Raw genomic sequence first — 26,997 nt, 5'->3', positions numbered from 1 at the left:
TTACTCTCCATCACCACAGTTAGCAAATAGATCCAATAGTTTGTCGACACCAATGGCTCTGGATTTTACTAGCCAGAAGTTATGCAGATAGCGACTGAAGTCGTTCAATACTTCACGGCCAAAGTCGCTGCCAGTTTTTTTGACGTATTCCGTTAAGAGATCGCGCAAGTAAATACGGTAAGCTTCGGTCGACTCTGTATCGATACGAATCGCTTCAACCATCTCAGTGTTTAAGCGGTCCGGTAACGTTCGATCCAAGTCGAGGATGAACGCCATGCCTCCCGACATGCCTGCACCGAAGTTCACCCCGACAGAGCCAAGGCTGACCACGGTCCCGCCGGTCATGTATTCGCAGCCGTGGTCTCCCAAGCCTTCTACAACGGCGACGGCACCGGAGTTACGGACAGCGAAACGTTCGCCGCCGGTTCCGTTTGCCAACAGTTTCCCGCCGGTGGCGCCGTATAGACAAGTATTGCCGACAATCGGCGTTGTATGAGGGTCGAATGCGCGTTTTTCCGATGGACGAATGACGATTTCCCCACCGGCCATGCCTTTACCGACATAATCGTTGGCATCGCCTTCCAAATGCAGATTTAGACCATCCACATTGAATACCCCGAAAGACTGTCCGGCAATGCCGGACAGTTTCAAGGTGATCGGCTGAGCTTTCATGCCGTGGTTGCCGTAGCGTTGAGCAATTTCACCTGAAACGCGTGCACCGATGGAACGGGCCGTGTTCACCAATTGGAAAGAGAACTCGCCGCCGGATTTGTTTTCAATCGCCGGTAACACTTCTTTGACGATTTCTTCAGCAATATGCCCATCGTCCCAAGGGTTGTTACGGTCGACTTGAACGGTCTGTGGCTTGCTCGCGTCGACACCGCCGTCGGAAATGATCGCGCTTAAATCAATGTTGCGCTGCTTATCAGTCAGCGGCTGCTCGATTTTTTTCAACAAATCGACACGTCCCACGAGATCTTCCAAGCGGGCCACGCCCAGTTTGGCGAGCCATTCACGTGTTTCTTCAGCGACAAAGCGGAAATAATTGACGACCATCTCCGGCAAACCGATGAAGTGTTCTTTACGTAAACGCTCGTCCTGAGTTGCAACGCCTACCGCACAGGTATTTAAGTGACAGATGCGCAGGTATTTACACCCGAGTGCAATCATCGGTGCCGTACCGAAGCCAAAGGATTCGGCTCCTAGAATAGCGGCTTTGACAACGTCGAGACCGGTTTTCAAACCGCCGTCGGCTTGCAAAATGACTTGGCCACGCAAATCGTTGGCTCTCAGCACCTGGTGCGCTTCGACCAAGCCCATTTCAAATGGGTTACCGGCATATTTCACCGAGGTAATCGGGCTGGCCCCGGTTCCTCCATCGTAGCCGGAAATGGTAATCAGGTCGGCATAAGCTTTTGCGACACCGGCCGCGATGGTGCCGACACCCGGTTCTGCAACCAGTTTGACCGATACCAGTGCGTTTGGATTAACTTGCTTCAAGTCGAAAATCAACTGCGCCAAGTCTTCAATCGAGTAGATGTCGTGATGTGGCGGTGGCGAAATCAAGGTGACGCCTTCCACGGAATGACGTAGCCGCGCGATGGTAGCATCGACTTTATGTCCCGGTAATTGTCCACCTTCACCTGGTTTCGCGCCTTGTGCGACCTTGATTTGCAGAACTTCGGCATTACGCAGGTAATGCGCGGTAACACCAAAGCGCCCGGAGGCAATCTGCTTGATTTTGGACATCTTTTCAGTGCCGTAACGTGATGGATCTTCTGCGCCTTCGCCCGAGTTAGAGCGTGCGCCGATGCGGTTCATGGCAATGGCCAAGGCTTCGTGAGCCTCCGGCGATAGGGCGCCTAGAGAAATCCCGGCCGAGTCGAAACGTTTGAAGATGGATTCGATCGGTTCCACTTCGTTGATGTCGATGGATGGCAGATTGTCTTTAAAAGTGATCAGGTCGCGGACAGTCATGGCCGGGCGCTCGTTCACCAATTTTGCAAATTTATCGTAAGCCACCTGGTCGCCTTTTTGCACGGCATCACGCAAATAGTTGACCACATCCGGGTTGTAGGCGTGGTATTCGCCGCCGTGTACGTACTTCAACAAGCCGCCCGGCTGCAAAAATTTACGAGGGTTGAAGGCGTTTTTCGCCGTTTTAATCAGGTCGGTTTCCAGGTTGTCGAAACGGGTCCCTTCAATACGGGTTGGTGTGCCTTTGAAGCACAAATCGACGATTTCCTTGCTTAAACCAACGGCTTCAAACAATTGGGAGCCACGGTAGGAGGTGATGGTGGAAATCCCCATTTTCGACAGAATTTTGTACAGACCTTTGTTCAAGCCTTTACGGTAGTTTTTGATGTAGGCATCGATGCCGACTTTTTCATCCAGTTCTTTACTGCGGATCATGTCTTGAATGGTTTCATAAGCCAAGTAAGGATAGACGGCGGTGGCACCATAGCCGAACAAGACCGCAAAGTGATGCGGGTCGCGAGCGGCACCGGTTTCAACGATGATATTGGCTTCAGGACGCAATCCTTCAGCGATTAAACGGTGGTGGACGGCACCGGTCGCCATGGCCGATGGAATGGTGATCAATCCTTTTTCGATGTTCAGGTCGCTTAGGATCAATAAAGAAATCCCGTTTTTAACGGCTGCAACCGTTTCGTCGCACATATCAATAATGGCTTGCTTGAGCGCTTTTTCTTCCGGGTTGTAATGGAGTGAAATACGCTGGTTTTGATAGTTTTCATCGACCAGTCCGGTGAGTTGTCTCATCATGGACGGCGACAGAATCGGAGATTGTGATTCCAAGCGACGCGCATGCGCTTCGCCTTCGTCGAACATGTTCAACTCGCGACCGAAACAGGTGTTCAATGACATAACGATGTTTTCACGCAAAGGGTCAATCGGCGGATTGGTGACCTGCGCGAACATTTGACGGAAGTAGTCGAACACGGAACGTTCTTTACGTGAGAAAACCGGTAATGGCGCATCATCCCCCATGGAACCAGTGGCTTCTTGGCTGGATTCGGCCAAGACACGAATGACCTGATCGCGTTCTTCAAACGACACTTGGTAGTATTTTTGGTAAACGTCAGCCGTGTCGTTATCCCAGTCAGAGATGTGGGCTTCGGCGTCCAAGCGTTCTTCCAAACGCATGTAGCCTTTATCCATCCATTCGCGATAGGGTTTGGCATTTTTCAAGCCGTTGTCGATGTCTTCCGGTTTCAGAAGGCGACCGGCTTCCATGTCCACGGCAATCACTTGGCCTGGCTTCAGGCGGCCTTTTTCAACCACATCTTCGGCTGGGTAGTTGTATACCCCGATTTCCGATGCAAAGGTGATGTGACGATCCTTGGTGACGACATAACGTGTCGGGCGCAGGCCGTTACGGTCGACACCACAAATAGCGTATTTACCGGTGTTGATAACCATGCCGGCCGGCCCGTCCCACGGTTCCATGTGCATGGAATTGTATTCTAGGAAGGCTTTCAGGTCCGGGTCCATGTGTGGCATGTTCTGCCAAGCCGGCGGAATCAACAAACGCAGGGCTTGGAAAACCGGCATGTCGCCCATCATCAGGACTTCCAGCATGTTATCCAATGAGTTGGAGTCGGAACCTTCTTGTGCAACCAGCGGCTTCAAGCTGGCCAGATCCGGAATCAACGGCGTTTCAAATTTACTTTGGCGTGCCAGTGCCCAGTTACGATTCCCTTTAATAGTGTTCAATTCACCATTGTGGGCCAGGAAGCGGAAAGGTTGCGCCAAACGCCATTGCGGCAAGGTGTTGGTTGAGAAGCGTTGGTGGTAAGAAATCAATGAAGATTCAAAACGGTCTTGTTTTAAATCCAGATAAAATTCCGGCAGTTCTCTCGGCATCACCAGGCCTTTGTACGAAACTAACTGGCTGTGTAAGGAAGCGATGTAGAAAGTCGGGTCATTTGGTTCGATGACCATTTCGGTTTTACGGCGGGCAACGAACAGTAAGCGGTTAAAATCGGCATCGCTCATGTCGGTCGGCGCGTTGATGAAGATTTGTTCGATTAACGGCTCCATACCCGTGGCCTGTTCACCCAAAACATGTGAGGCGACCGGCACTTTACGCCAGCCGCAAACTTCCAAGCCTTTATTGGTCAACAGCTCTTCCAGCGTCTTTTTCGCCAAGGCGGCTTTGTCGGCTTCTTGGTTTAAGAAGATCATCCCGCAGGCGTAGTTATCAGACAGGGTCATACCCAATGATTTGGCTTCTTCGCGCAAGAAGGAATCGGGCTTTTTAATCAATAGACCACAGCCGTCTCCCGTACAGCAGTCCGCCGCGACGCCACCACGGTGTGTCATATTGGCTAAGGACTCGATGGCTGTTTGAAGCGCCCAGTGGCTGGGCTTGTCGTCCATTTGGGCGATCATGCCAAACCCGCAGTTCTCTCTTTCAAATTCGGGTGAATAGAGTCCTTGTAAGCTGTTGAGTGAATTCATAATTCAGTTTTCCTGTCTGTAAACATTTATAACGTCTTGTTATAAAAGCACTTTTTGGGGGTACTTTTGGGTGTCTGAGTGCGAAAAATTTAAAATGGTGCGAAATTATACTTTTTTAGCGGCTTGAACGCAATGTTTCGGGCTCGCTTTCCTGGCGGAAGTGTTAGTGACCGATAAACGGGTAAGACGGGCAGGTTGAAGGGTTTTGTGATGATTGAAAACGACCAGGCCTGGTCGTTTTCATGGTTTTATTACCCTTTGTCGATTAAAGAGGAACCTGTCATCTCTTCGGGTTTTGCCACGCCCATCATGTCCAGCAAGGTTGGCATGACGTCGCATAAGGCTCCGCCGGTTTTCAGTGGGTAGTCTCTGTCTCCGACATAGACTAACGGAACCGGGAACGTTGTATGCGATGTGACCGGCTTGCCGGTTTCTTCGTTGAATAACATTTCCATATTACCATGGTCGGCGGTGACAATGGCTTCACCACCGGCGGCTTTGAGGGTGGCGAGGATTTCTCCAAGAGCTTCGTCGACGGCTTCTGCCGCTTTGATGCAGGCGTCGAAGTTACCAGTATGCCCGACCATGTCTGGATTCGCAATGTTACAGATAAAGGTATCGTACTTCCCGCTATTGATGGCTTCGATGAGTTTGGCTTTGACTTCCGGTAAGCTCATTTCCGGTTGCAAGTCGTAGGTCGCGACTTTTGGCGAGTTGACGAGGATTCGGTCTTCACCATCGTTGGGCTCTTCCACGCCACCGTTGAAGAAGAAAGTGACGTGAGCGTATTTTTCGGTTTCGGCAATGCGCAGTTGCTTTAAGCCTTGCTTGGCAACGTATTCACCGAAAGTGTTGCGTAGCTTGGTTGGGCGATAGGCAATTAAGGCGCCGAATTTTTCGAAATTCTTTTTGTATTCCGTTAAGGTGACGAAAGCCGATAGAACCGGGGTGTTGCAGCGATGGAAATCTTCGAAGTCGTCGAAGATGAACGCTTTGGTCAGCTGACGCGCACGGTCGGAGCGGAAATTCATGAAAATGATTGAGTCGCCGTCTTTAACGCGAACACGTTTACCGTCTTCTTTGCGTGGAATGGCGGTTGCCTTAATGAATTCGTCAGTTTCGCCGCGTTCATACGCCATTTCGACGGCTTCTTTGGCGGTTTTGGCTTCGTTCTCGCTGATGCCGCAGGCCACAACGTCGTAAGTTTGTTTGACGCGGTCCCAGCGATTGTCGCGGTCCAGTGCGAAATAACGCCCGGTCACGGAGGCGATTTGTCCTCCGCCCAATTCCTGCATGAAGTCTTCCAGTTCTTCAATATATTGGATGGCGCTCTTCGGAGCGGTGTCGCGGCCGTCGGTGAAAACGTGTACATAAATGTCCGCGCCACGTTCGTGCGCCATTTTGATGCTGGCTTTGATGTGGTTGATGTGCGAGTGGACGCCGCCGTCGGACAGTAAGCCCAAAATGTGTACTTTGCGGTTACGGTCAATGGCGGAATCAATGGCCTTTAAAAGAGCGTTGTTCTGGAAGAAGCGACCATCGTCGATGTCTTTTTGGATGCGTGTCAGCTCTTGATACACGACACGACCGGCGCCTAAGTTCATGTGGCCGACTTCCGAGTTCCCCATTTGGCCTTCCGGTAGCCCGACGGCCAGGCCGGAGGTGTTGATTAAGGTGTTGTGGTATTGCTTTAATAAGTTGTCCCAGTTTGGGGTGTGTGCTTGTGCAATGGCATTGTGCTGTGTTGCTTCACGATGACCCCAGCCATCCAAGATGATCAATCCCGTTGGTCGGTGTTTAATTTGCACTTTGTCTGTCATGTTTTTTCCTTTTGATAAGCGTTTCTGCTGCCAGGGTGGGTTGGCGGCAAAACCAAATAAAATTTGAAAATGTCATTTATTGTAACCAGTTTCACTGTTAAAATCATTAGCTTTGAATTTTGGCTGATGTTATTTAAGGGAATATGAATGTTTATTGAATTTGTGCAAGAGCAAATTTTTCTGTTCATCGCATTGGGCGTGATTGTCGCCATGTTGTTCTACAGTTATTTTGGTGACAAAGTGTCCGGTTATCAATCTGTCAATGCCGATCAAGCGGTTCGGTTGTATAATTCCGGCGCTTGGGTTTTGGATGTCCGTAGCGACGCCGAATTTAAAACTGGCTACATTGGAGAGGCGGAAAATATTCCTTCGACGGAAGTGGCGAAAAGAATGGATGCGGTTTTGTCGCATAAAGATGAGCCGGTGTTGGTGTATTGCCAGTCCGGGATGCGTTCGGCTTCCGTCGCCAAACAGTTGGTGAAACAAGGTTTTAAAGAGGTGAATAACTTGAGCGGTGGGATTCTGTCCTGGAAGAATGCCGGGTTGCCTGTGAATAAGCCGGTTTCTAAAAAAAAACTAAAAAGAGAAAAAAAGTGAGTTCGAAAATGCCGGAAGTAGTCGTTTACGCAACCCAGACCTGCCCTTTTTGTACGATGGCCAGAAACCTTCTGGAAGGTAAAGGGGTGGAGTATCAATTGATCGATGTCGGTAACGACCGTGCCATGTGGGCCGAGTTACAGGCTAAGAGCGGGCGCAATACGGTGCCTCAGGTGTTTGTTGGCGAACATCACGTCGGTGGTTTCGACGATTTGTCGGCGGCAGACCGTTCCGGAGAGCTGGATACGCTTTTAGCCGGATAAAAATAAGCATTCAAATTTAACGTTGTTAAGGAAAAAACATGGCAGAAGAACAGGAAAAACAGTTTTCCATCCAAAAAATTTACACACGCAATATTTCATTTGAGTCTCCGAATGCACCGGAAATTTTTACCCAAGAGTTCCAGCCGCAATTGGATGTGGATATGAATGTTGAAACCTCGGCGCTGGAAGAGGGTATCTATCATGCTGTGGTGCGAGTCACGGCCACGACTAAAGTGGATGATAAAACCGCTTTTTTGTGTGAAGTTGAACAGGCGGGGATTTTTGGTATTTCAGGGTTCGACGATAACGAATTGAGCTACTTGCTGGGGACGCAATGCCCGAATACGCTCTTTCCGTATGCGCGTGAAGCGATTTCCGAAATGGTCACTCGTGGCGGTTTCCCGCAATTGTTGTTGGAACCGGTGAATTTTGATGCCATGTACGCCAGCCACTTGCAGCAGCAAGAGACGCAGCAATAATATTTGCCACCAAGGTTTGACGGTCGTATGACATCAAGTGTCTCTCAGCAGCGCATTGCCGTACTCGGGGCGGGGGCCTGGGGGACGGCTTTAGCCATTCATTTAGCTAAGAACGGCCATGCTGTGCAGCTTTGGGAACACGATCCGAAGCGGGCTGGGTGGCTGCAAAAACACCGCGAAAATGAGCGTTACTTAAAGGGCGTTGCCTTTCCGAAAAGCCTAACGGTTACCAGTGATTTGGCTGACGCTGTGGCGGTGGCTGACGCGCTGCTGCTGGTGGTGCCGAGTCATGTGTTTCGTGAGGTGTTGCATCACGTCGCCGAGGTGCGTGATTTAAATCGCGCGTCGGCACACTTTGCTTGGGCCACCAAAGGATTTGAACCGGGCAGTAGTTTGATGCTGCATCAAATTATTGAACAAGAGTTGCATAATCGTTTTCCTGTGGCGGTGCTGTCCGGCCCAACCTTCGCAGATGAAGTGGCTCGCGGTTTGCCGACGGCGATGGTCAGTGCGTCTTCTGACTCCGAAGAAGCCCAGTTTTGGGCGGATGCCTTCCATTGTGATACGTTCCGTATGTATACTCAATCTGACATTGTTGGAGTGGAAGTGGGTGGTGCCTATAAAAACATTATGGCGATTGCGACGGGCTTGTCCGACGGGTTGCATTTGGGGGCAAATGCCCGTGCGGCGCTGATTGGACGCGGTATGAAAGAAATGATGCGTTTCGGCGCGGCGCTGGGCGCGGAGCCGGAAACCTTAATGGGCTTGTCAGGCCTGGGCGATTTGGTGTTGACCTGTACGGATAATCTGTCGCGAAACCGGCGTTTCGGTTTGCGTATGGCGCAGTCGGGATTGACCTCGGACGAAGTGATTGATGAAATCGGTCAGGTCGTGGAAGGCGTTAAAGCGGCCAAAGCCGTGAAGCGCATTGCGGAACAACATGATTTGGATTTGCCGATTATGGAGCAGGTCTATCGTATTATTTCCGGTGAAAAAACCGCGCAAGAAGCGGTAACGGCGTTGATGCACCGAGATGGCCGTTCGGAAACCGAACGTTTTTAAATCGCATCATCGTATGGGGTTCGCATGAAAACCACCAGGCCTGGTGGTTTTTTCGGTTCAGTGGGGCGGTAAGTTCATGTCGAAGCTGAGCTGTCGCCAGGCTTCATACGCCATCACGGAAACCGCATTGGCCAGGTTTAAGCTGCGACCGCCCGGTATCATCGGGATCGTCAGGCGTTGCTCCGGGGGCAGACTTGCTAAAACGTCAGCGGGTAAGCCGCGGCTTTCGGGACCAAATAAAAAGGCATCACCGTTTTCAAAACTTGGTTCGGTATAATAACGGTCGGTTTTAGTGGTCAGTGCGAAGACGCGGTTGGGTTGCAGGTCTTTTAAGCAGGCTTCCAGTGAGGCGTGCTCATGAAGGTTGGCGAGTTCGGCGTAATCCAAGCCGGCTCGGCGGACTTTCTTTTCGCTGAGGTCGAACGCATAAGGTTGAATTAAATGCAGGTGCGCACCCATGTTGGCGCTGAGCCGGATCAGAGCGCCTGTGTTTTGTGGAATTTCCGGTTCATATAAAATAATGTGAATCATAATTATTAATGTAATGGTGAAGAGCTTGGTTGATTTGTCGGTTGATTTAAAAGGTATTCGTTTTGCCAATCCGGTCGCGATGGCTTCCGGTAATGCCGGTTACGGTTTCGAGTACCAGGCGGTGTCCGGTTTTTCCAATCGGGATGTCGGCGCCGTCTTTTTAAAGGGCACCACCCTGGAGCCGAAGCTCGGCAACAAGCCGGAGCGCGTGATGGAATCGCCTTGCGGGTTGTTGAATTCCATCGGTTTGCAAAACCCGGGGGCGCACGCCGTGATTGCAGATTATCTACCAAAGCTCGACTTAAGCCAAACACAATTTATCATTAATGTTTCCGGTTCGTCGGTAGAAGAGTATGCGGAAGTGGTGCGTTTGTTCGACCAAACCGACTTACCGGCGATTGAGGTGAATATTTCCTGTCCGAATGTCAAAAAAGGTGGTGCCGCTTTTGGTAATGATCCGGATATGGCGGCGCGGGTGGTCGAGGCCTGTCGAGCCAGCACGTCCAAACCGTTGATTGTGAAGTTGTCGCCGAATCAAACCGATATTGCCGAAGGGGCGCGTCGTGTTATTGATGCCGGTGCGGATATCCTGTCGGCCATTAATACCCTGATGGGGATGCAAATCGACATTGATTCCGCCAAGCCGACACTGGGCAATAATCAAGGCGGGCTTTCTGGTCCGGCGATTAAGCCGATTGCCTTGTTGAAAGTGCACCAGGTATATCAGGTGGCCAAACAATATGATGTGCCAATTATCGGTCTGGGAGGGATTGCCTCGGCGGAAGATGCCATTGAATTCATTCTGGCCGGAGCCTCAATGGTGGCGATTGGAACCGCCATCGCCAAAGACCCCTTGTTGGTCAAGAAGGTGGCCAAAGGCGTGGAGCGATATATGAAGCGTCACGGCTATCGCTCGGTCAACGAGATGACTGGCCGCTTGACGCTGAATACCGATACGGTCTTGTGCGGTTGATGGGCCGCCGGAGATAAAAAGAATAAATCTATAAAAAATAGGTCAATACCGAATATAAACACATTGAATAGAAAGAATGAAATGAAAACAGTAGAAGAGCAATTAGCGATTATTAAACGCGGCGCGGAAGAAATTCTGGTCGAGAAAGAATTGGTGGAAAAACTGGAATCGGGTAAGCCGCTTAAAGTCAAAGCCGGCTTTGACCCGACAGCGCCTGATTTGCACCTGGGGCATACGGTATTAATTAACAAGCTGAAACAATTTCAGGATTTAGGGCATGAAATTTTATTTCTGATCGGTGACTTTACCGCCATGATCGGTGACCCGACCGGCAAAAGTGCGACGCGCCCACCTCTGTCGGAAGACGATGTGTTACGTAATGCCGAAACCTATAAAGAGCAAGTTTTTAAAATTTTGGACCCGGCCAAAACCAAAGTCGTATTCAATTCCGAATGGATGTCGAAGTTGACGGCGGCGGACATGATTAAGTTAGCGGGGACCACGACGGTCGCGCGTATGTTGGAGCGCAATGATTTTGGTGATCGTTATGAATCCAATACGCCAATTGCGATTCACGAATTTTTGTATCCGCTGGTTCAGGGGTATGACTCCGTGGCGATGGAAGCCGATATCGAGTTGGGTGGGACCGATCAGAAGTTCAACTTGTTGATGGGACGGACTCTGCAGCAGCATTACGGTAAAAGTGCACAGTGCACTTTGACGATGCCGATTTTGGAAGGGCTGGATGGTGTGCAGAAAATGTCCAAGTCCCTGGGGAACTATATCGGTATCAAAGATGCTCCGAATGATATGTTCGGCAAAGTGATGTCGATTTCCGATGACTTGATGTGGCGCTACTATGAGTTATTGTCATTCGAAACGTTGGAAACCATTGCCGGTTATCAACAAGCCGTGAAAGACGGTGAGAACCCGCGTAATATTAAAATCAAACTGGCGCTGGAGCTGATTGAGCGTTTTCACGATAAAGACAGTGCCGAAGCAGCCTTGAAAGACTTTGAAACCCGGTTCTCCAAAAACGCCATTCCCGACGATATGCCGGAATTTACCTTTAATGAGGTCATGCCTCTGGCAAATGTGTTGAAAGAAGCCGGTTTGGTAGCTTCAACCTCCGACGGGCATCGTATGGTCAAACAAGGCGCGGTGAAGCTGAATGGCGAAAAAGTGTCCGATAGCCGGGCACCGGTTGAAAATTGTGAAGCGCAGGTTTACCAAGTGGGTAAACGTAAATTTGCTCGAATCACCGTTCAAGCCTAAGTCAAAACGGCCATAGAGAAAAACCGCCAGGCCTGGCGGTTTTTTGTTTTTAAGTGTCGAATCGGCCAAAAAGATTGATATTAAAAGAGAAATGGATGTTAACCCTGAAACGCGGTGAAATTTTTTTCAAAAAAGATGCAAAAAGCTATTGCAAAAAATTGGAGAGGCTATAGAATACGCATCTCTTTCACGGAGACGCCAAAAACGACAACGGAAACGAAGTTGATAAAGGCCGAAGCGGGAAAGAAAAAAAGCGTAAAAAAAGCTTGACGGAAACAAAATCAAGCGCCTATAATACGCGGCTTACCGAGACAGGGTGCAGCGCACTGAGTTAAGGAAAAGCAAGACCAAGAGTTCTTTAAAAATCAGGTAATTCAGAGATAATTTATGTGGAAGTTACTTAGGTAAGTAGCTGTCCAAAAATAAATATCTCGACAACTATGTATATGGTTAATCACATTTATGTGAAACATGTACCTGTTAATTTCGAGTGTTTAATACGTGCAGACAAGCACACAAAAAAATCGAGTAAAAAGATTAAACTGAAGAGTTTGATCCTGGCTCAGAATGAACGCTGGCGGCAGGCCTAACACATGCAAGTCGAACGGAAACGATGAAGAGCTTGCTCTTCAGGCGTCGAGTGGCGGACGGGTGAGTAACGCGTGGGAATCTACCCTTTAGTTGGGGACAACATATGGAAACGTATGCTAATACCGAATATGCTCTACGGAGTAAAGGTGGCCTCTACTTGTAAGCTATCGCTAAAGGATGAGCCCGCGTTAGATTAGCTAGTTGGTGGGGTAAAGGCCTACCAAGGCAACGATCTATAGCTGGTTTGAGAGGATGATCAGCCACACTGGGACTGAGACACGGCCCAGACTCCTACGGGAGGCAGCAGTGGGGAATATTGCACAATGAGGGAAACCTTGATGCAGCCATGCCGCGTGTGTGAAGAAGGCCCGAGGGTTGTAAAGCACTTTCAATTGTGAGGAAAGGTTAGTTGCTAATAACAGCTAACTGTGACGTTAACTTTAGAAGAAGCACCGGCTAACTCTGTGCCAGCAGCCGCGGTAATACAGAGGGTGCAAGCGTTATTCGGAATTACTGGGCGTAAAGCGCGCGTAGGCGGACTGTTAAGTCGGTTGTGAAAGCCCTGGGCTCAACCTAGGAATTGCATCCGATACTGGCAATCTAGAGTTTAGGAGAGGGAAGTGGAATTCCTGGTGTAGCAGTGAAATGCGTAGATATCAGGAGGAACATCAGTGGCGAAGGCGACTTCCTGGCCTAAAACTGACGCTGAGGTGCGAAAGCTTGGGTAGCGAACGGGATTAGATACCCCGGTAGTCCAAGCCGTAAACGATGTCAACTAGCTGTTGGCCTTATTAAAAAGGTTAGTAGCGTAGCTAACGCACTAAGTTGACCGCCTGGGGAGTACGGTCGCAAGATTAAAACTCAAAGGAATTGACGGGGGCCCGCACAAGCGGTGGAGCATGTGGTTTAATTCGATGCAACGCGAAGAACCTTACCATCCCTTGACATCCTGCGAACTTTCTAGAGATAGATTGGTGCCTTCGGGAACGCAGTGACAGGTGCTGCATGGCTGTCGTCAGCTCGTGTCGTGAGATGTTGGGTTAAGTCCCGCAACGAGCGCAACCCTTATCTTTAGTTGCTACCATTTAGTTGAGAACTCTAAAGAGACTGCCGGTGATAAACCGGAGGAAGGCGGGGACGACGTCAAGTCATCATGGCCCTTATGGGATGGGCTACACACGTGCTACAATGGAGGGTACAAAGAGCAGCCAACTGGCGACAGTGCGCGAATCTCATAAAACCCTTCGTAGTCCGGATCGGAGTCTGCAACTCGACTCCGTGAAGTCGGAATCGCTAGTAATCGTGAATCAGAATGTCACGGTGAATACGTTCCCGGGCCTTGTACACACCGCCCGTCACACCATGGGAGTGGGTTGCAAAAGAAGTGGGTAGTCTAACCTTCGGGAGGGCGCTCACCACTTTGTGATTCATGACTGGGGTGAAGTCGTAACAAGGTAGCCCTAGCGGAAGCTGGGGCTGGATCACCTCCTTTAAGACAAAGACGGCCACGAGCCTAAGCTAGCTTTCACATAAATTGTCTCTGAATTACTGAGAAAAACGAGAACGACCTGGGTCTGTAGCTCAGTTGGTTAGAGCGCACCCCTGATAAGGGTGAGGTCGGTGGTTCAAATCCACCCAGACCCACCAATTTTGTCCTACTCTGCGTTAAATGTTTACTCGCTTATTGTTAATAAGCTTCGCAAATATTTGCCTTGATTAGAACAAAATTAAAAACTTATTAGGGAAGGCAATCCTAATTAACACAAGCTTAGAGCAAGAGATTTTAGGCTTAGACGAGGCACTTGAGCAAAGAGCGCCGGGAGCTTACAGTAGTAAGTGACCAAGCGATGCGCGAAAGTAACGAAGTATAAGGCAAAATATCGACGCTATAAGGGGCTATAGCTCAGCTGGGAGAGCGCCTGCCTTGCACGCAGGAGGTCTGCGGTTCGATCCCGCATAGCTCCACCACTACACCTGTGAATAGGTTTTGCTTTAAAAGACAAAGCAGAGGTTATTCACAGTCGTATTGGTGACAATAGACTGAAAAGCAAACGCCGAAAGGCCAAGCGAAAAAGATCTTTAACAATTAGGAAAAATCTCTAAGTAATTGTTGAGTGTTATTTTTAAATAACGCCCGACAAGTAGTTAGAACATACAGAATACCGACATATTCTGTATGATTGACATTCAAACCACTCCAACGGTTTGAATGCCAAGGTAACAATGTATCTTAAAGAGTTCAAACACACGCAAGTGTGATGATACAAACTCAAGCGAGAACATGTCAGCGTAAAACTTTTAGTCATGGCAACGAAATAGGCTTTGATTGAGACATGGTTTTTTATGAATTTAAAAAACGATGAATCAACACAAAAGGTCAAGGTTATTTTTGAGTTGTATAGTTAAGTGACTAAGCGTACACGGTGGATGCCTAGGCGGTAGAAGGCGACGAAGGACGTAGTAACTTGCGATAAGCCTCGGGGAGCTAGTAAACAAGCTTTGATCCGAGGATTTCCGAATGGGAAAACCCATCCTTTATGGATATCCCCTTGTGGGAGGCTAACCCGGAGAACTGAAACATCTAAGTACCCGGAGGAAAAGAAATCAATCGAGATTCCCCAAGTAGCGGCGAGCGAACGGGGACCAGCCCTAAAGCATTTATTAAGATAGCAGAACACTCTGGAAAGTGTGACGATACAAGGTGATAGTCCTGTATGCGAAATCTTATTAAGTGTTATTCGAGTAGGACGGAACACGTGAAATTCTGTCTGAACATGGGGGGACCACCCTCCAAGGCTAAATACTCTCTACCGACCGATAGTGAACCAGTACCGTGAGGGAAAGGCGAAAAGAACCCCTGAAGGGGAGTGAAATAGAACCTGAAACCGTGTACGTACAAGCAGTAGGAGCCCTTCGGGGTGACTGCGTACCTTTTGTATAATGGGTCAGCGACTTACGTTATGTTGCAAGGTTAACTGAATAAGGGAGCCGTAGGGAAACCGAGTCTTAAATGGGCGATTAGTAGCATGGCGTAGACCCGAAACCGGGCGATCTATCCATGGCCAGGTTGAAGGTGCCGTAACAGGTACTGGAGGACCGAACCCACGTATGTTGAAAAATGCGGGGATGAGCTGTGGATCGGAGTGAAAGGCTAATCAAGCCCGGAGATAGCTGGTTCTCCTCGAAATCTATTTAGGTAGAGCCTCATGTCTCACTGCTGGGGGTAGAGCACTGTTATGGTCTAGCGGGCCGTCAAGGCTTAGCAGCCCATTGCAAACTCCGAATACCAGCAAGTGCAATCATGGGAGACAGACTGCGGGTGCTAACGTCCGTAGTCAAGAGGGAAACAACCCAGACCACCAGCTAAGGTCCCTAAACACTACTCAGTGGGAAAGGATGTGGGAAGGCTCAGACAGTCAGGAGGTTGGCTTAGAAGCAGCCATCCTTTAAAGAAAGCGTAATAGCTCACTGATCGAGTCGGCCTGCGCCGAAGATTTAACGGGGCTAAGTAGTGTACCGAAGCTGTGGATGCCGTAAGGCATGGTAGAGGAGCGTCGTGTAAGCCTGCGAAGGGGTATTGTAAAGTATCCTGGAGGTATCACGAGTGCGAATGCTGACATGAGTAGCGATAAAGGGAGTGAAAAGCTCCCTCGCCGAAAGACCAAGGTTTCCTACGCAACGTTAATCGACGTAGGGTTAGTCGACCCCTAAGACGAGGCCGAGAGGCGTAGTCGATGGGAAGCAGGTTAATATTCCTGCACTTTTTATGACTGCGATGGAGGGACGGAGAAGGCTAGGCCAGCTTACTGATGGTTGTAAGTTTAAGGTAGTAGGCAGAGATCTTAGGTAAATCCGGGATCTTAATGCTGAGAACTGATGACGAGTCCTCTTTTGGACGAAGTGGTTAATGCCATGCTTCCAAGAAAAGCTTCTAAGCTTCAGGTCATAAAGAATCGTACCCCAAACCAACACAGGTGGTCAGGATGAGAATTCCAAGGCGCTTGAGAGAACTCGGGTGAAGGAACTAGGCAAAATGACACCGTAACTTCGGGAGAAGGTGTGCCCCTGATGGTGAAGCATTTACTGCGTAAGCTATTGGGGGTTGCAGAGACCAGGTGGCTGCAACTGTTTACTAAAAACATAGCACTGTGCAAAATCGAAAGATGACGTATACGGTGTGACGCCTGCCCGGTGCCGGAAGGTTAATTGATGGGGTTAGCTTAGGCGAAGCTCTTGATCGAAGCCCCGGTAAACGGCGGCCGTAACTATAACGGTCCTAAGGTAGCGAAATTCCTTGTCGGGTAAGTTCCGACCTGCACGAATGGCGTAATGATGGCCACACTGTCTCCACCCGAGACTCAGCGAAATTGAACTCGCAGTTAAGATGCTGCGTACCCGCGGCTAGACGGAAAGACCCCGTGAACCTTTACTACAGCTTTGCACTGGACTTTGATACTATCTGTGTAGGATAGGTGGGAGGCTTTGAAGCAGTGACGCCAGTCATTGTGGAGCCATCCTTGAAATACCACCCTGATATTATTGAGGTTCTAACCTAGGGCAGTGAATCCTGCTCAGGGACAGTGTATGGTGGGTAGTTTGACTGGGGCGGTCTCCTCCTAAAGTGTAACGGAGGAGCGCGAAGTTACCCTCAGCACGGTCGGACATCGTGCAATGAGCGCAAGAGTAAAAGGGTGATTGACTGCGAGACAGACACGTCGAGCAGGTGCGAAAGCAGGTTCTAGTGATCCGGTGGTTCTGTGTGGAAGGGCCATCGCTCAACGGATAAAAGGTACTCCGGGGATAACAGGCTGATACCGCCCAAGAGTTCATATCGACGGCGGTGTTTGGCACCTCGATGTCGGCTCATCACATCCTGGGGCTGAAGTCGGTCCCAAGGGTATGGCTGTTCGCCATTTAAAGTGGTACGCGAGCTGGGTTTAGAACGTCGTGAGACAGTTCGGTCCCTATCTGCCGTGGGCGTTGGAGAATTGAGAGGGGCTGCTCCTAGTACGAGAGGACCGGAGTGGACGAACCTCTGGTGTTCCGGTTGTCACGCCAGTGGCATTGCCGGGTAGCTATGTTCGGAAAGGATAACCGCTGAAAGCATCTAAGTGGGAAACCTGCCTCGAGATAAGTTCTCCCTAGACTTTAAGTCTTCTGAAGGGCCGTTAAAGACTATGACGTTGATAGGCTGGGTGTGGAAGTTCAGTAATGGATGAAGCTAACCAGTACTAATTACCCGTGAGGCTTAACTATACAACTCAAAAGTAACTTTGAAGTCATGACTGAAAGTGACGCAAAGGCATGTTTGAGCTTGAGTAGATAAAGAACGCTTTAAGAACATTGTGACGGCGCTTACTAAAGTGCTAAGCAACTAAACAACTGCAAGCTTAAGAGATTTTTCCGAATTCAGTGAGTTGTCTGTTCAACAGACAACTGACATAACCCAATTGCTTGGGGACCATAGCGAGATGGAACCACCTGATCCCTTTCCGAACTCAGAAGTGAAACGTCTTAGCGCCGATGGTAGTGTGGGAGGTCCCATGTGAGAGTAGGTCATCCCCAAGCTTATATTCCTGAAAACCCATCTTTATGATGGGTTTTTTTTTGCCTGGAATTTGTTTGTAAAATGACGTTGTAGGTATTAAAGAGGTGAGTATGCCGTTTACGTCCGAATTGTATAAAATAATTGAACTTCCCGAAGTGGATTCGACTAATCGGTATCTAAAGACCGAGTTGTCTGATGGAAATCTAGATGGAGCGGTATTTTGCTGGGCACACCGACAAACAGCCGGTTACGGTCAAAGAGGTCGTGTCTGGGCACAGTCACCCAATTCGTTAACCTTTTCGATAGGCATCCCCTTTGAAGGCCAAATTATCGAAATGCCATTTATTTCGGCGCAAATCGCACTGTTGTTGCGTCAATCCATTGCAGAGGCTTCTAAGGACACTAAATTAACGGTGAAATGGCCAAATGATGTCTTCTTGTCAGGCAAAAAAGTTGCCGGGTGTTTGATTGAATTGCTTGGCTCTACTCCTTCTCGAAATAGTGGTTATTTGATTGTTGGCGTTGGTGTGAATTGCTCTCCGGTTTCGAGTGAATCTTTTGATGCTGATTATGTCAGTGGTCTGGATATTGAAAACTTTTTTAAAACTTTTTCAACGGCGTTGTATGAGTTACTGATGGGAGACGATTGTCCGGTTTTCAAGCTGGCAGAATGGCAAAATCATGATTTTTTTATGCCCGGCCAGGAAGTGATTGTGTATCATAACGAATCTTCTGAAAAAGGCCGCTATGTAGGCCTTGACGAAATGGCTCGCGCCAAAGTCGATATCAAAGGTCGAATGATGCACTATCAATCCGGTACTGTCTCTATTCGACCGTTATGAGTGAGAGAAAGAATGTTGATTTTTTTTGAACTGGGAAATACACGGCTGAAAGCAGCCACCCTGAAACAGGGCCGCTATGATTACCTTGGAACGGTCACGCATGCCGAGATGACTTCGGACGGCTTGTTAGAGGATCTGGGCTTACAAGGAATGGCCGTAGACGCTGTGTATGTATGTTCTGTCGTTGATTCCGAGTTCAATGCCAAGTTCAACGAGTGGATACAGCAAGCCTTTAAGCTTTATCCAACGTACCTTTCCACTCAGCCGAGTTGTTGCGGTATTCAGTGTGGTTACGATGCCTTCGAAACCTTTGGCGTGGATCGCTGGATGGCGATTATTGGTGCTTGTTCCGGACAGAATAAGCCAACGTTTATCGTCGATACTGGAACGGCGATTACGGTAGATGTGGTGATTGAAAAAGAGCATATTGGCGGTTTTATTGTGCCAGGCCTGGCGGTTATGAAGCAAGGTTTGCTTGACCAAACAGCTTTGAAACCGGAATCAATTAAGTTGAAAGATGAGGCGTTTACGGCAGGGTTGTTAGCGACGAATACCGCTGAAGCCGTGGCTGGTGGAACGCTTTATATGGTGGCCGCTTACCTGAATGCGCTTCTGACGGATTTGGAAAAGGAAACCGGTAGGCGGTTTGATTGCCTTGGGACGGGTGGCGATTTTCCTGTGATTGAGCCCCTGTTGGATAAGTCGTTTGATTATGTCGAAGATCTGACATTACAAGGCATGGTTGAGGTCATCGAAAGTTTATAAAAAACAGTTGACATAAATTGGTAAGAATTTATAATACGCCGCATTCAGCCGACATAGCACAATTGGTAGTGCAACTGATTTGTAATCAGTAGGTTGGGGGTTCAAGTCCCTCTGTCGGCACCATCTTCCAAGCCCGCATTCCAAAAGGGAATCGCGGGCTTTTTTGTATGTGGGAATTGCGTTGTAATGGAATTCTCACTGCTGTTATAATAGCTTTTATAACTTGTCAATTTGGAAAATACATGGAAAAGCAGTCTAGCTATAATAAAGAAGAAATTTTATCTTGCGGGCGTGGCGAATTATTCGGCCCAGGCAATGCCCAACTTCCATTACCACCGATGTTAATGTTTGATCGTATCAGTCATATTTCCGAAGAAGGTGGTGCGTTTGGAAAAGGGGAAATTCGAGCTGAGCTAGATGTAATGGAAGACCTATGGTTTTTTGAATGCCATTTTAATAACGATCCTGTCATGCCGGGGTGTCTAGGGCTGGATGCGATGTGGCAGCTAATCGGCTTTTACCTGGGGTGGACCGGTGGTCCTGGGCGCGGCCGAGCACTGGGTGCGGGGGAAGTTAAATTCTATGGACAAGTGTTGCCGAAAGCCAAGAAAGTTGAATATGTAATTGATATCAAGCGTGTTATCAAGCGTAAGCTGTATATGGGGATTGCCAATGCGCACCTTTATGTTGATGGCCGTGAAATTTACTCAGCGGAAGACTTGAAAGTCGGATTGTTTACAAATACGGATAGTTTTTAACATGAAAAGAGTTGTTATTACCGGTATCGGGATTGTTTCCAGTTTGGGAAATAATAAAGATGAAGTCACGGACTCTTTGAAAAACGGGCGTTCCGGAATTGTGTTCGCGCCGGAATACGAAGAGAACGGTATGCGTTCGCAGGTTCATGGTGCGGTTAAAGACCTGGACTTCAAAGAGCACATCGAACGTAAACAATTACGTTTCATGGGCGATGCGGCGGCTTATTCCTACATTGCAATGAAGCAAGCGGTGGAAGATTCCGGGTTAACCGAAGAACAGGTATCGAACCCTAGAACCGGCCTAGTGGCCGGCTCCGGCGGCGGGTCTAATTCAAATGCAACGGAAGCCGTTAGCATTGCCAAAGAGCGCGGTGTTAAGCGTATTGGGCCTTACATGGTCACGCGTACTATGGGTAGCACAGTTTCCGCTTGCTTGGCCACACCGTTCAAAATTCAAGGGATTAATTATTCCATCAGTTCGGCCTGTTCCACTTCAGCGCATTGTATTGGTACCGCCGTAGAACAAATTCAGCTTGGAAAACAGGATGTCGTGTTTGCTGGTGGCGGTGAAGAACTGCACTGGACCATGTCGGTTTTATTCGACGCCATGGGTGCGCTGTCGACTAAGTATAACGACACACCTGAAAAAGCTTCCCGTGCTTATGATGCCGACCGTGATGGATTCGTAATCGCCGGTGGTGGCGGAATGGTCGTGGTGGAAGAATTAGAGCATGCTTTGGCGCGTGGTGCCAAAATTTATGCGGAAATCACCGGTTACGGCGCTAACTCTGACGGGTACGACATGGTCGCGCCATCAGGTGAAGGCGCGGTACGCTGTATGGAATTGGCATTGTCAACGGTGAAAGGCGATGTGGATTATATTAACCCACATGGTACTTCTACTCCTGTTGGTGATACCAAAGAAGCGGCAGCGATTCGTGACGTATTTGGTGCCAAAGTGCCGAAAATCAGTTCAACCAAATCATTGTCCGGCCATTCTTTAGGGGCGGCGGGTGTACACGAATTCATTTACAGCCTAATGATGTTGGAAAACGATTTCATTGCACCATCGGTTAACATTGAAACCATGGATCCGGAATGTGAAGGCATGCCTATCGTAACCAAGCTTGAAGAAAACGCGGGACTGTTCCGTATGATGAGTAACAGCTTCGGTTTCGGTGGCACCAATGCTTCTTTGGTGTTTGAGAAATACCAAGGTTGATTGAAAGATCGCGTTCAAATCATAAAAAAGCCGCTTTTCAGCGGCTTTTTTGTTTCTATAAGCGTGTGCGCGTTAGCAATAAGGCCAAGGTGCGTTGCACTGGCCTTTGCTTTTGGCTTGTTGCGTGCGGTTTCGAATCACCGGTTTAGGCTTCTTGGGCTCCGGTGCGGTGACGGCGAGCTTATCGCAGACTTGTAATTGTTTTTTGTACAGCATGGAACGCTTGGTAACTTTATAGGCGACTTTCTTCAGCCAGGTTTTGTTCTGATAGGTTTTTCGGGAATAGCCGCCTTGTCCTTCATGGTAGGCCAGATAGAGGTTGTAGGGGTCATGTCGCGAAATGCCGTTGCGTTTGTATGACTGGTAGTTGTACCAGCCGATAAAGTCGAGCGAATCTTCAATGTCGGTACGACGTGCCGACCAATTGCCCGTGGCTTTTTGATAATCGTACCAGGCCGGGTCTTGTGCCTGACAGTAGCCGTAAGCGGATGAGCTTCTCGGCAGTGGAATCAGCCCCAGAGCGTACTCACGAGGTGGTTGCGCATTATGCGTAAAGCGAGATTCCTGGTGGACGAAAGCCATTAAAATGTATTCGGGTGTTCCCCATTTTTTAGCGGCGTCGTGAGCCGCTTCTTCCCAGTCGGAGTCGTGATCGTAAATAGAGCAGATGTTGTTGTGGGTTTCCTTTGGCGGGTTGCTGGAGCAGCCCACCAGAGAGGCGAGTACAAAGAAGATAAAGAGGGGCTTGGTCTGACGAATCATGTGCTTACTTACTCTTGCATTATTTTATGTAGTTAAACGAATATCGATAAATCACGTGGCCTTGGTCGTCCAGTACTTCGATATGCCATTGTCCTGGCCAGGCACTGCTTAGTCGCTTGCTGGACCAGGTCCTAAAGCGCGGACTGGTGATTTTTAATGGCACTGTGGCTAAAATCCGATCCTGATAAATCCATCGATGGTATATCGTTTTGCCGGCCGCGTCATCAATTCGGGTAAAGAAAAATACTTTCCGTACATATTTGGGAACCAACTCTTTCAGCGGGTTTTCTGGTGTCAGGTTCAAGACGTTTTCAGCCAAAACCGCTTGTTCGACTTGAATGTCACTGGTCTGTACAGGTGCCAGGGTCACGTGTTTTTCTGATTGATTATAAAGGACTTCTTGGCGGGTTTGGGCTAAATCTTGGCGAGCTTGTGGTGATAAAAGCGATAAACCATCTGTTGTGGATGGCGTTTCGACTGATGGGCTTTCGGGGGCTTTGGGTGGTGAAGAAGGCGACTCTTTTACGTTGGAAGCCGTTTGCTTGTCGCCATCGATAAGGCTTAAGTCCGGCGAGACGCGAGGGGGTTCTTGAGGTTGAGGGCTCGCCGGTATTTCAGAGGGTTTTTTTAGATTATCACCAGGCCTGGCGATTTTGGGGATAGACGCTGGTGCGTCGATTCTCGCTTGTTGCTCGTCCTTTTTTTCATTGATTTGAGTCACCATTAACGACGCTGTGCCGATGCCGGCCAGTAGCATCATCATGAACCAGGCAAAGCGGCTACGCCATGGTGTCCTGGCGTCATCCTGCTCGCCGTTGGCCAGCTCTTCCTGCAGCTGGTTCCACCCCATTTGAAAATATTCTCTCAGGGCCGGGTCTCGGCGAATGCGGCTGGGCATGTGTGACATGGGTTTGCCATCCATCGCCATGCGATAACCTTTTTTAAAGGCATAGTGATAATGAGCGTTTTCCGTATCCGGCAGATTCATCAATCTCAGCCATCGGTTTGGTCGAAGAGGGCCTGGGCAAACTCATTGGCCTGGAAAGGGCGCAAGTCGTCAATCGCTTCGCCGACGCCGATAAAGCGCACCGGTAGGCCAAGTTGCTCGGCCAGTGCAAAGACGATGCCGCCTTTGGCCGTGCCGTCAAGCTTGGTAAGCGTTAAGCCGGTTAAATCAACCGCTTCATGGAACTGTTGTGCCTGGCTTAGGGCATTTTGCCCGGTTCCGGCATCCAGCACCAGCATGACTTCATGTGGAGCATTTGGATTGACCTTTTGAATCACGCGTTTGACCTTTTTCAACTCTTCCATCAGGTTGGACTGTGTATGCAAGCGCCCAGCCGTATCGGCAATCAGTACATCCACCTTCTTCGCTGTTGCGGATTGGATGGCATCGAAAATAACGGCAGCGGAATCCGCCCCGGTTTTTTGGGCAATGACGGGTACCTGATTACGTTCACCCCAGGTTTCCAGTTGTTCCACCGCCGCGGCTCGGAAAGTGTCCCCGGCGGCCAGCATGACGGACTTGCCTTCATTTTGAAATTTTTTCGCTAATTTCCCTATGGTGGTGGTTTTGCCGACGCCATTGACGCCGACCATTAAAATGACAAAAGGTCCCTCGTTGAGGGTGATGTCCAGTGGCTGCTCAACCGGTGTTAATAGGCTTTCCAATTGGGTTTTTAACGCTTCAATTAATGCTTCGGGTTCTTTAAGCTCCTTCCGAGATACTTGATCGGTCAGGTTTTGGATGATTTTATCGGTGGCTTCCACGCCGACATCGGCGGTGAGTAAAATCATTTCCAGCTCATCCAATAGCTCCGCATCGATTTCTTTGCGGCCTATGACCAATGAGGTTAAGCTGTCGGTGAAATTACGGCGCGTTTTGGTCAGGCTGTTTTTCAGCCGCGTGAATAGCCCCGGCTTATCGACCGATTCGGTTGGTTCCGGGGTGGTTTCCGTCGGCGCGGTCGCTAGGGGCTCAGAAGGTGCTTCAGAGTCGTTTTCCGGGGTTTCTGGAAGGTCTTGTGTGGAGTCGTTTGGTTGTGTTTCGTCGGATGACGCTTTGTCTTTACGTTTTAAAAAACTGAACATGTCGCTTCCTGTTTTAAAGCTTCGTCAATACTTGCGGCCATTAATTACGTTATTATAAATGAAATTCGTTTGATTTTAGGAGATTCCCCCATGGTGCGAATTGGGTTATTCGGTCTGGTGATGGCGCTGGCATGGCCGGCTCACGCCAGTATATCGAAATTCAAACTCGACAACGGTATGCAGATACTGGTCAAAGAAGATCACCGGGCGCCGGTGGTTGTGCAACAGGTTTGGTATCGGGTCGGTTCCAACTATGAATACGGTGGCATTACTGGCATTTCCCATATGCTGGAACACATGATGTTCAAAGGCACCAAATCTTTGCAACCGGGCGAGTTCTCAAAAACCGTGTCAAGGTTGGGGGGGCAGGACAATGCTTTTACGTCCAGTGATTACACGGCTTACTATCAGGTGGTCGGTACTCAAAATCTGGAAAAAGTCATGGAGCTGGAGTCCGATCGCATGCGTAATCTCGTTATCAAAGACGAAGAGTTTCAAAAAGAGCGGGACGTCGTAACGGAGGAACGTCGCTGGCGTGTTGAGGACCGTCCGGGCTCCAAACTGTATGAACTCTTTAAGGCCTCGGCCTATGTCAACAGCCCACAACATCATCCGGTTATCGGCTGGATGTCGGATATTCGGGCTTATACGGTGAACGATTTACGGAATTGGTATCGTCAATGGTATGCCCCGAATAACGCCACTTTAGTCGTGGTGGGGGATGTCGACCCGCAACAGGTTTATCAATGGGCGAAGCAATATTATGGCGTCCACAAGCCGGAAACCATTACGCCGCCGAAGCCGCGTGTGGAAATCGAACAGGAAGGTGAACGCCGTATTAAAATGAAAGGTGCCACCAAATCACCGAGTTTGGTGATGGGGTTTCATGCCCCATCGCTGGTGACGGCCAAAGACAGTCAAGAAGTGTATGCGCTTTCGGTGTTGAGCAGTGTATTGGATGGCGGGGACAGCGCTCGTTTGCCGCGTAATCTGGTGCGCGGCTCGAAAGTCGCGGTGTCCGCCGGGGCCAGTTATGATGAAACCAGCCGTTTGGAAAGCCTGTTTACGTTGAATATCTCGCCCTCCGAAGGGAAATCTCTGAAAGAGGCCGAAGCGGCGCTTTGGGAGCAGATTGAACAGTTGCAGCAACAGCCGATTTCTGAGCAAGAACTGAAACGGGTGTTGGCGCAAAGCGAAGCGCAATATGTGTTTCATCAAGACTCCATTCAATCTCAAGCGATGATTTTGGGCTCGTTGGTGAGCATTGGGCTGCCGACCGAAACCTACGACAACTGGGTCGAAAATTTGCGTCAGGTGACGCCGGAAGCGGTACAAGCCGTGGCCAAAAAATATCTGACACGCGATAAAGTGACGGTAGCGAGTTTGTTACCGAATGGCGAAGGTGCGAAATCACCCGCCGTACCGGTTATGGAAGGAGGGGTTCGATAGTGGCGAAAATAAAACAACTGACGGTTTGGGCCTTTACGTTTGCCTGTTTGCTGAGTACCCAGGCCTGGGCAAAAGTCGATATTCAAACCTGGCAGACCGCCAAAGGCACGAAAGTGATGTATGTGCACGCGCCGCAACTACCGATGGTCGATGTGGAGCTTTTATTCGATGCCGGTTCGGCGCGGGACGGTGAAAAATGGGGGGTAGCATCCTTTACGGCTAATTTACTGGGCACGGCCACGCCGAAACATGATGAAAACCAGATTTCCGAAGCCTTCAATGACTTGGGAGTACAAATTGGTTCCAATGCCGGGCGCGATTCGGCCAGTATTCATATGCGCAGTCTGACCCGGGACGAAGTGTTGACGCCAGCCATGGCGCTCTTTGCTGAAATTTCAAGTCAACCGGTTTTTCGAAACAAAATTATGGCGCGGGAAAAAGCGCGTTTGATGACGGGGCTGAAGCAAAAAACCGTTAAACCGCAAGCCATGCTTTCCGATGAACTTTGGTCGAAACTGTATGGCGACCACCCTTATGCACACCCGGTTCCGGGGACTTTGAAAACCGTTCAAACCTTGACGGTGGACGATGTGAAGGCCTTTTATAAACGTTATTATGTGGCCGCGAATGCACAGGTGACGATCGTTGGCGCGGTAGACCGTAAGAAAGCCGAACAGATGGCGGAAGCACTCACGCGCGCACTGCCAACCGGTGAAAAAGCATCGGCTCTGCCGCAACCTAAGCCATTGAAAAAAGCACAAGCCAAAATCATCCGGTTTGGGTCAACCCAAACTTACTACACGCTGGCGCAGTTGGGGGTAAAACGAGGTGATCCGGATTATTATGCCTTATTCCTCGGCAACCACCTGTTAGGCGGGAATGGGTTCGGTTCTTTGTTGATGGAAGAAGTACGCGAAAAACGCGGACTGGTTTACGGCGTATCAAGTGGTTTCTATCCCATGAAAGTGCCGGGGCCATTCCAGATTAGTTTGTCCACAAAAAACGCTTCTGCCAAAGAAGCGGATGAGGTGGTTAAGCAAACTCTGGCGCAGTTTATGAAGGATTTCCCGGATGAAAAGCTTGAAGCCATTAAGAGTAATCTGATTGGTGGCTTCCCGCTTCGGATTGACAGCAATTCAAAAATTGCCGGATACATTTCGATGATCGGCTTTTACGACATGCCGCTGGATTACCTGGAGCGATTCCCGAAAAAAATGGCCGAGTTATCTAAGGAAGACGTCCTAAAAGCTTGGCGAAAACACATTCACCCGGACAAAATGTTGACCCTCATGGTTGGGGAGCCGGACGTGAAGCCGGTGACGAAATGATACGCTTATAAAGTTTCCGTTGTTTAAACCGCCAGGCCTGGCGGTTTTTTTTATTCCAAAACTGTGTCAATCCGGCTTGAAGGCTATAATGGGAGCTTTACACAAGAGGGTTACACGGATAAAAATGGCTAAAACCGCCTGATGGCCGTTGTAAAATTA

General features: G+C 49.3%; 18 protein-coding genes, 3 tRNA genes and 3 rRNA genes. 18 read left to right on the top strand and 6 right to left on the bottom strand.

The genetic code is table 11. The features are described from left to right. On the bottom strand, window positions 1–4,482 hold the full coding sequence (gene gltB / locus AC0KH7_RS10305; RefSeq protein ID WP_472373123.1) for a glutamate synthase large subunit: 4,482 nt from the start codon (window positions 4,480–4,482) through the stop codon (window positions 1–3). A 251-nt stretch (window positions 4,483–4,733) separates the two neighbouring features. After that, window positions 4,734–6,302 carry a 2,3-bisphosphoglycerate-independent phosphoglycerate mutase gene (gpmI, locus tag AC0KH7_RS10300; RefSeq protein ID WP_472373121.1) on the bottom strand — a complete coding sequence of 523 codons (1,569 nt, stop codon included), beginning with the start codon at window positions 6,300–6,302 and terminating at the stop codon, window positions 4,734–4,736. 147 nt (window positions 6,303–6,449) lie between these two features. Between gpmI and AC0KH7_RS10295 the strand changes: the two genes are divergently transcribed. Genes AC0KH7_RS10295 through AC0KH7_RS10280 form a run of 4 tightly spaced genes read left to right on the top strand, consistent with a single transcriptional unit; the run spans window position 6,450 to window position 8,703 of the window. Then, complete coding sequence (locus AC0KH7_RS10295) at window positions 6,450–6,899, top strand: rhodanese-like domain-containing protein (RefSeq protein WP_472373119.1); 450 nt, start codon at window positions 6,450–6,452, stop codon at window positions 6,897–6,899. Next, window positions 6,896–7,162, top strand: coding sequence for a glutaredoxin 3 (gene grxC / locus AC0KH7_RS10290; protein ID WP_472373117.1), 267 nt, complete (start codon window positions 6,896–6,898; stop codon window positions 7,160–7,162). The genes AC0KH7_RS10295 and grxC overlap by 4 nt, the downstream gene beginning before the upstream one ends. Before the next feature lie 38 nt (window positions 7,163–7,200). After that, the gene (gene secB, locus AC0KH7_RS10285) at window positions 7,201–7,641 is read left to right on the top strand and encodes a protein-export chaperone SecB (RefSeq protein WP_472373115.1); all 441 of its coding nucleotides are present in this window, start codon (window positions 7,201–7,203) and stop codon (window positions 7,639–7,641) included. A gap of 27 nt (window positions 7,642–7,668) precedes the next feature. Then, entirely contained in the window at window positions 7,669–8,703 is a 1,035-nt protein-coding gene (locus AC0KH7_RS10280; protein ID WP_472373113.1) for an NAD(P)H-dependent glycerol-3-phosphate dehydrogenase, read from the top strand. A gap of 57 nt (window positions 8,704–8,760) precedes the next feature. Here AC0KH7_RS10280 and AC0KH7_RS10275 read toward each other — a convergent pair whose 3' ends face one another. Beyond that, window positions 8,761–9,234: a tRNA (cytidine(34)-2'-O)-methyltransferase gene (locus AC0KH7_RS10275; RefSeq protein WP_472373111.1), complete on the bottom strand. Its 474-nt coding sequence runs from the start codon at window positions 9,232–9,234 to the stop codon at window positions 8,761–8,763. A 25-nt stretch (window positions 9,235–9,259) separates the two neighbouring features. Between AC0KH7_RS10275 and AC0KH7_RS10270 the strand changes: the two genes are divergently transcribed. The 12 genes from AC0KH7_RS10270 (at window position 9,260) to fabB (ending at window position 21,208) form a co-directional block, all read left to right on the top strand. Next, window positions 9,260–10,207, top strand: coding sequence for a dihydroorotate dehydrogenase (locus AC0KH7_RS10270; protein ID WP_472373109.1), 948 nt, complete (start codon window positions 9,260–9,262; stop codon window positions 10,205–10,207). An 81-nt stretch (window positions 10,208–10,288) separates the two neighbouring features. Then, window positions 10,289–11,482: a tyrosine--tRNA ligase gene (gene tyrS / locus AC0KH7_RS10265; protein WP_472373107.1), complete on the top strand. Its 1,194-nt coding sequence runs from the start codon at window positions 10,289–10,291 to the stop codon at window positions 11,480–11,482. 539 nt (window positions 11,483–12,021) lie between these two features. Beyond that, window positions 12,022–13,565: ribosomal RNA gene (locus AC0KH7_RS10260) — 16S ribosomal RNA — on the top strand. A 78-nt stretch (window positions 13,566–13,643) separates the two neighbouring features. Next, window positions 13,644–13,720: transfer RNA gene (locus AC0KH7_RS10255), tRNA-Ile, on the top strand. 245 nt (window positions 13,721–13,965) lie between these two features. Continuing rightward, window positions 13,966–14,041, top strand: a tRNA-Ala gene (locus tag AC0KH7_RS10250). Between the two features lie 432 nt (window positions 14,042–14,473). Beyond that, window positions 14,474–17,329 (top strand): 23S ribosomal RNA (locus tag AC0KH7_RS10245). Window positions 17,330–17,526: 197 nt separating this feature from the next. Further along, window positions 17,527–17,641 (top strand): 5S ribosomal RNA (rrf, locus tag AC0KH7_RS10240). Together the 16S, 23S and 5S rRNA genes with 2 tRNA genes alongside form the textbook arrangement of a ribosomal RNA operon. A 90-nt stretch (window positions 17,642–17,731) precedes the next feature. After that, the gene (locus AC0KH7_RS10235; protein ID WP_472373105.1) at window positions 17,732–18,463 is read left to right on the top strand and encodes a biotin--[acetyl-CoA-carboxylase] ligase; all 732 of its coding nucleotides are present in this window, start codon (window positions 17,732–17,734) and stop codon (window positions 18,461–18,463) included. A gap of 12 nt (window positions 18,464–18,475) precedes the next feature. Next, entirely contained in the window at window positions 18,476–19,228 is a 753-nt protein-coding gene (locus AC0KH7_RS10230) for a type III pantothenate kinase (protein WP_472373103.1), read from the top strand. Between the two features lie 47 nt (window positions 19,229–19,275). After that, window positions 19,276–19,351 (top strand) — tRNA-Thr (locus AC0KH7_RS10225). 119 nt (window positions 19,352–19,470) lie between these two features. Continuing rightward, window positions 19,471–19,986 carry a 3-hydroxyacyl-[acyl-carrier-protein] dehydratase FabA gene (gene fabA, locus AC0KH7_RS10220; RefSeq protein ID WP_472373101.1) on the top strand — a complete coding sequence of 172 codons (516 nt, stop codon included), beginning with the start codon at window positions 19,471–19,473 and terminating at the stop codon, window positions 19,984–19,986. Between the two features lies 1 nt (window position 19,987). Continuing rightward, window positions 19,988–21,208, top strand: a complete 1,221-nt coding sequence (gene fabB / locus AC0KH7_RS10215) for a beta-ketoacyl-ACP synthase I (protein WP_472373099.1) — start codon at window positions 19,988–19,990, stop codon at window positions 21,206–21,208. Window positions 21,209–21,280: 72 nt separating this feature from the next. Here the strand turns inward: fabB and AC0KH7_RS10210 are convergent, their stop codons facing one another. The 3 genes from AC0KH7_RS10210 to ftsY are packed head-to-tail and all read right to left on the bottom strand — an operon-like array spanning window position 21,281 to window position 24,061. Next, entirely contained in the window at window positions 21,281–21,970 is a 690-nt protein-coding gene (locus AC0KH7_RS10210) for a transglycosylase SLT domain-containing protein (protein ID WP_472373097.1), read from the bottom strand. Window positions 21,971–21,989: 19 nt separating this feature from the next. Further along, window positions 21,990–22,958, bottom strand: coding sequence for a DUF2914 domain-containing protein (locus tag AC0KH7_RS10205; protein ID WP_472373095.1), 969 nt, complete (start codon window positions 22,956–22,958; stop codon window positions 21,990–21,992). A gap of 5 nt (window positions 22,959–22,963) precedes the next feature. Continuing rightward, window positions 22,964–24,061 (bottom strand): signal recognition particle-docking protein FtsY, encoded by a 1,098-nt coding sequence (gene ftsY, locus AC0KH7_RS10200; protein WP_472373094.1) that lies wholly within the window; start codon window positions 24,059–24,061, stop codon window positions 22,964–22,966. A gap of 90 nt (window positions 24,062–24,151) precedes the next feature. Here ftsY and AC0KH7_RS10195 point away from each other — a divergent pair, with 90 nt between their 5' ends. Together AC0KH7_RS10195 and AC0KH7_RS10190 are read left to right on the top strand one after the other, a co-directional pair. Beyond that, the gene (locus AC0KH7_RS10195) at window positions 24,152–25,510 is read left to right on the top strand and encodes a M16 family metallopeptidase (protein ID WP_472373092.1); all 1,359 of its coding nucleotides are present in this window, start codon (window positions 24,152–24,154) and stop codon (window positions 25,508–25,510) included. Further along, a complete protein-coding gene (locus tag AC0KH7_RS10190; RefSeq protein ID WP_472373090.1) occupies window positions 25,510–26,838 on the top strand; it encodes a M16 family metallopeptidase in 1,329 nt (442 codons plus the stop codon). The genes AC0KH7_RS10195 and AC0KH7_RS10190 overlap by 1 nt, the downstream gene beginning before the upstream one ends. The last annotated feature ends 159 nt before the right edge of the window (window positions 26,839–26,997 follow it).

Origin of the sequence: Hydrogenovibrio sp., from assembly GCF_965140365.1 — a bacterium.
In the GTDB taxonomy this organism is placed as follows: domain Bacteria; phylum Pseudomonadota; class Gammaproteobacteria; order Thiomicrospirales; family Thiomicrospiraceae; genus Hydrogenovibrio.
This window is presented reverse-complemented; position numbering and strand designations above follow the sequence as displayed.

Excerpts from the sequence above, each read along its gene's own strand:
- gltB (WP_472373123.1), bottom strand. The coding sequence starts at position 4,482 with ATGAATTCACTCAACAGCTTACAAGGACTCTATTCACCCGAATTTGAA.
- gpmI (WP_472373121.1), bottom strand. The coding sequence starts at position 6,302 with ATGACAGACAAAGTGCAAATTAAACACCGACCAACGGGATTGATCATC.
- AC0KH7_RS10295 (WP_472373119.1), top strand. The coding sequence starts at position 6,450 with ATGTTTATTGAATTTGTGCAAGAGCAAATTTTTCTGTTCATCGCATTG.
- secB (WP_472373115.1), top strand. The coding sequence starts at position 7,201 with ATGGCAGAAGAACAGGAAAAACAGTTTTCCATCCAAAAAATTTACACA.
- AC0KH7_RS10280 (WP_472373113.1), top strand. The coding sequence starts at position 7,669 with ATGACATCAAGTGTCTCTCAGCAGCGCATTGCCGTACTCGGGGCGGGG.
- AC0KH7_RS10275 (WP_472373111.1), bottom strand. The coding sequence starts at position 9,234 with ATGATTCACATTATTTTATATGAACCGGAAATTCCACAAAACACAGGC.
- tyrS (WP_472373107.1), top strand. The coding sequence starts at position 10,289 with ATGAAAACAGTAGAAGAGCAATTAGCGATTATTAAACGCGGCGCGGAA.
- AC0KH7_RS10235 (WP_472373105.1), top strand. The coding sequence starts at position 17,732 with ATGCCGTTTACGTCCGAATTGTATAAAATAATTGAACTTCCCGAAGTG.
- AC0KH7_RS10230 (WP_472373103.1), top strand. The coding sequence starts at position 18,476 with ATGTTGATTTTTTTTGAACTGGGAAATACACGGCTGAAAGCAGCCACC.
- fabA (WP_472373101.1), top strand. The coding sequence starts at position 19,471 with ATGGAAAAGCAGTCTAGCTATAATAAAGAAGAAATTTTATCTTGCGGG.
- fabB (WP_472373099.1), top strand. The coding sequence starts at position 19,988 with ATGAAAAGAGTTGTTATTACCGGTATCGGGATTGTTTCCAGTTTGGGA.
- AC0KH7_RS10210 (WP_472373097.1), bottom strand. The coding sequence starts at position 21,970 with ATGATTCGTCAGACCAAGCCCCTCTTTATCTTCTTTGTACTCGCCTCT.
- AC0KH7_RS10205 (WP_472373095.1), bottom strand. The coding sequence starts at position 22,958 with ATGAATCTGCCGGATACGGAAAACGCTCATTATCACTATGCCTTTAAA.
- ftsY (WP_472373094.1), bottom strand. The coding sequence starts at position 24,061 with ATGTTCAGTTTTTTAAAACGTAAAGACAAAGCGTCATCCGACGAAACA.
- AC0KH7_RS10195 (WP_472373092.1), top strand. The coding sequence starts at position 24,152 with ATGGTGCGAATTGGGTTATTCGGTCTGGTGATGGCGCTGGCATGGCCG.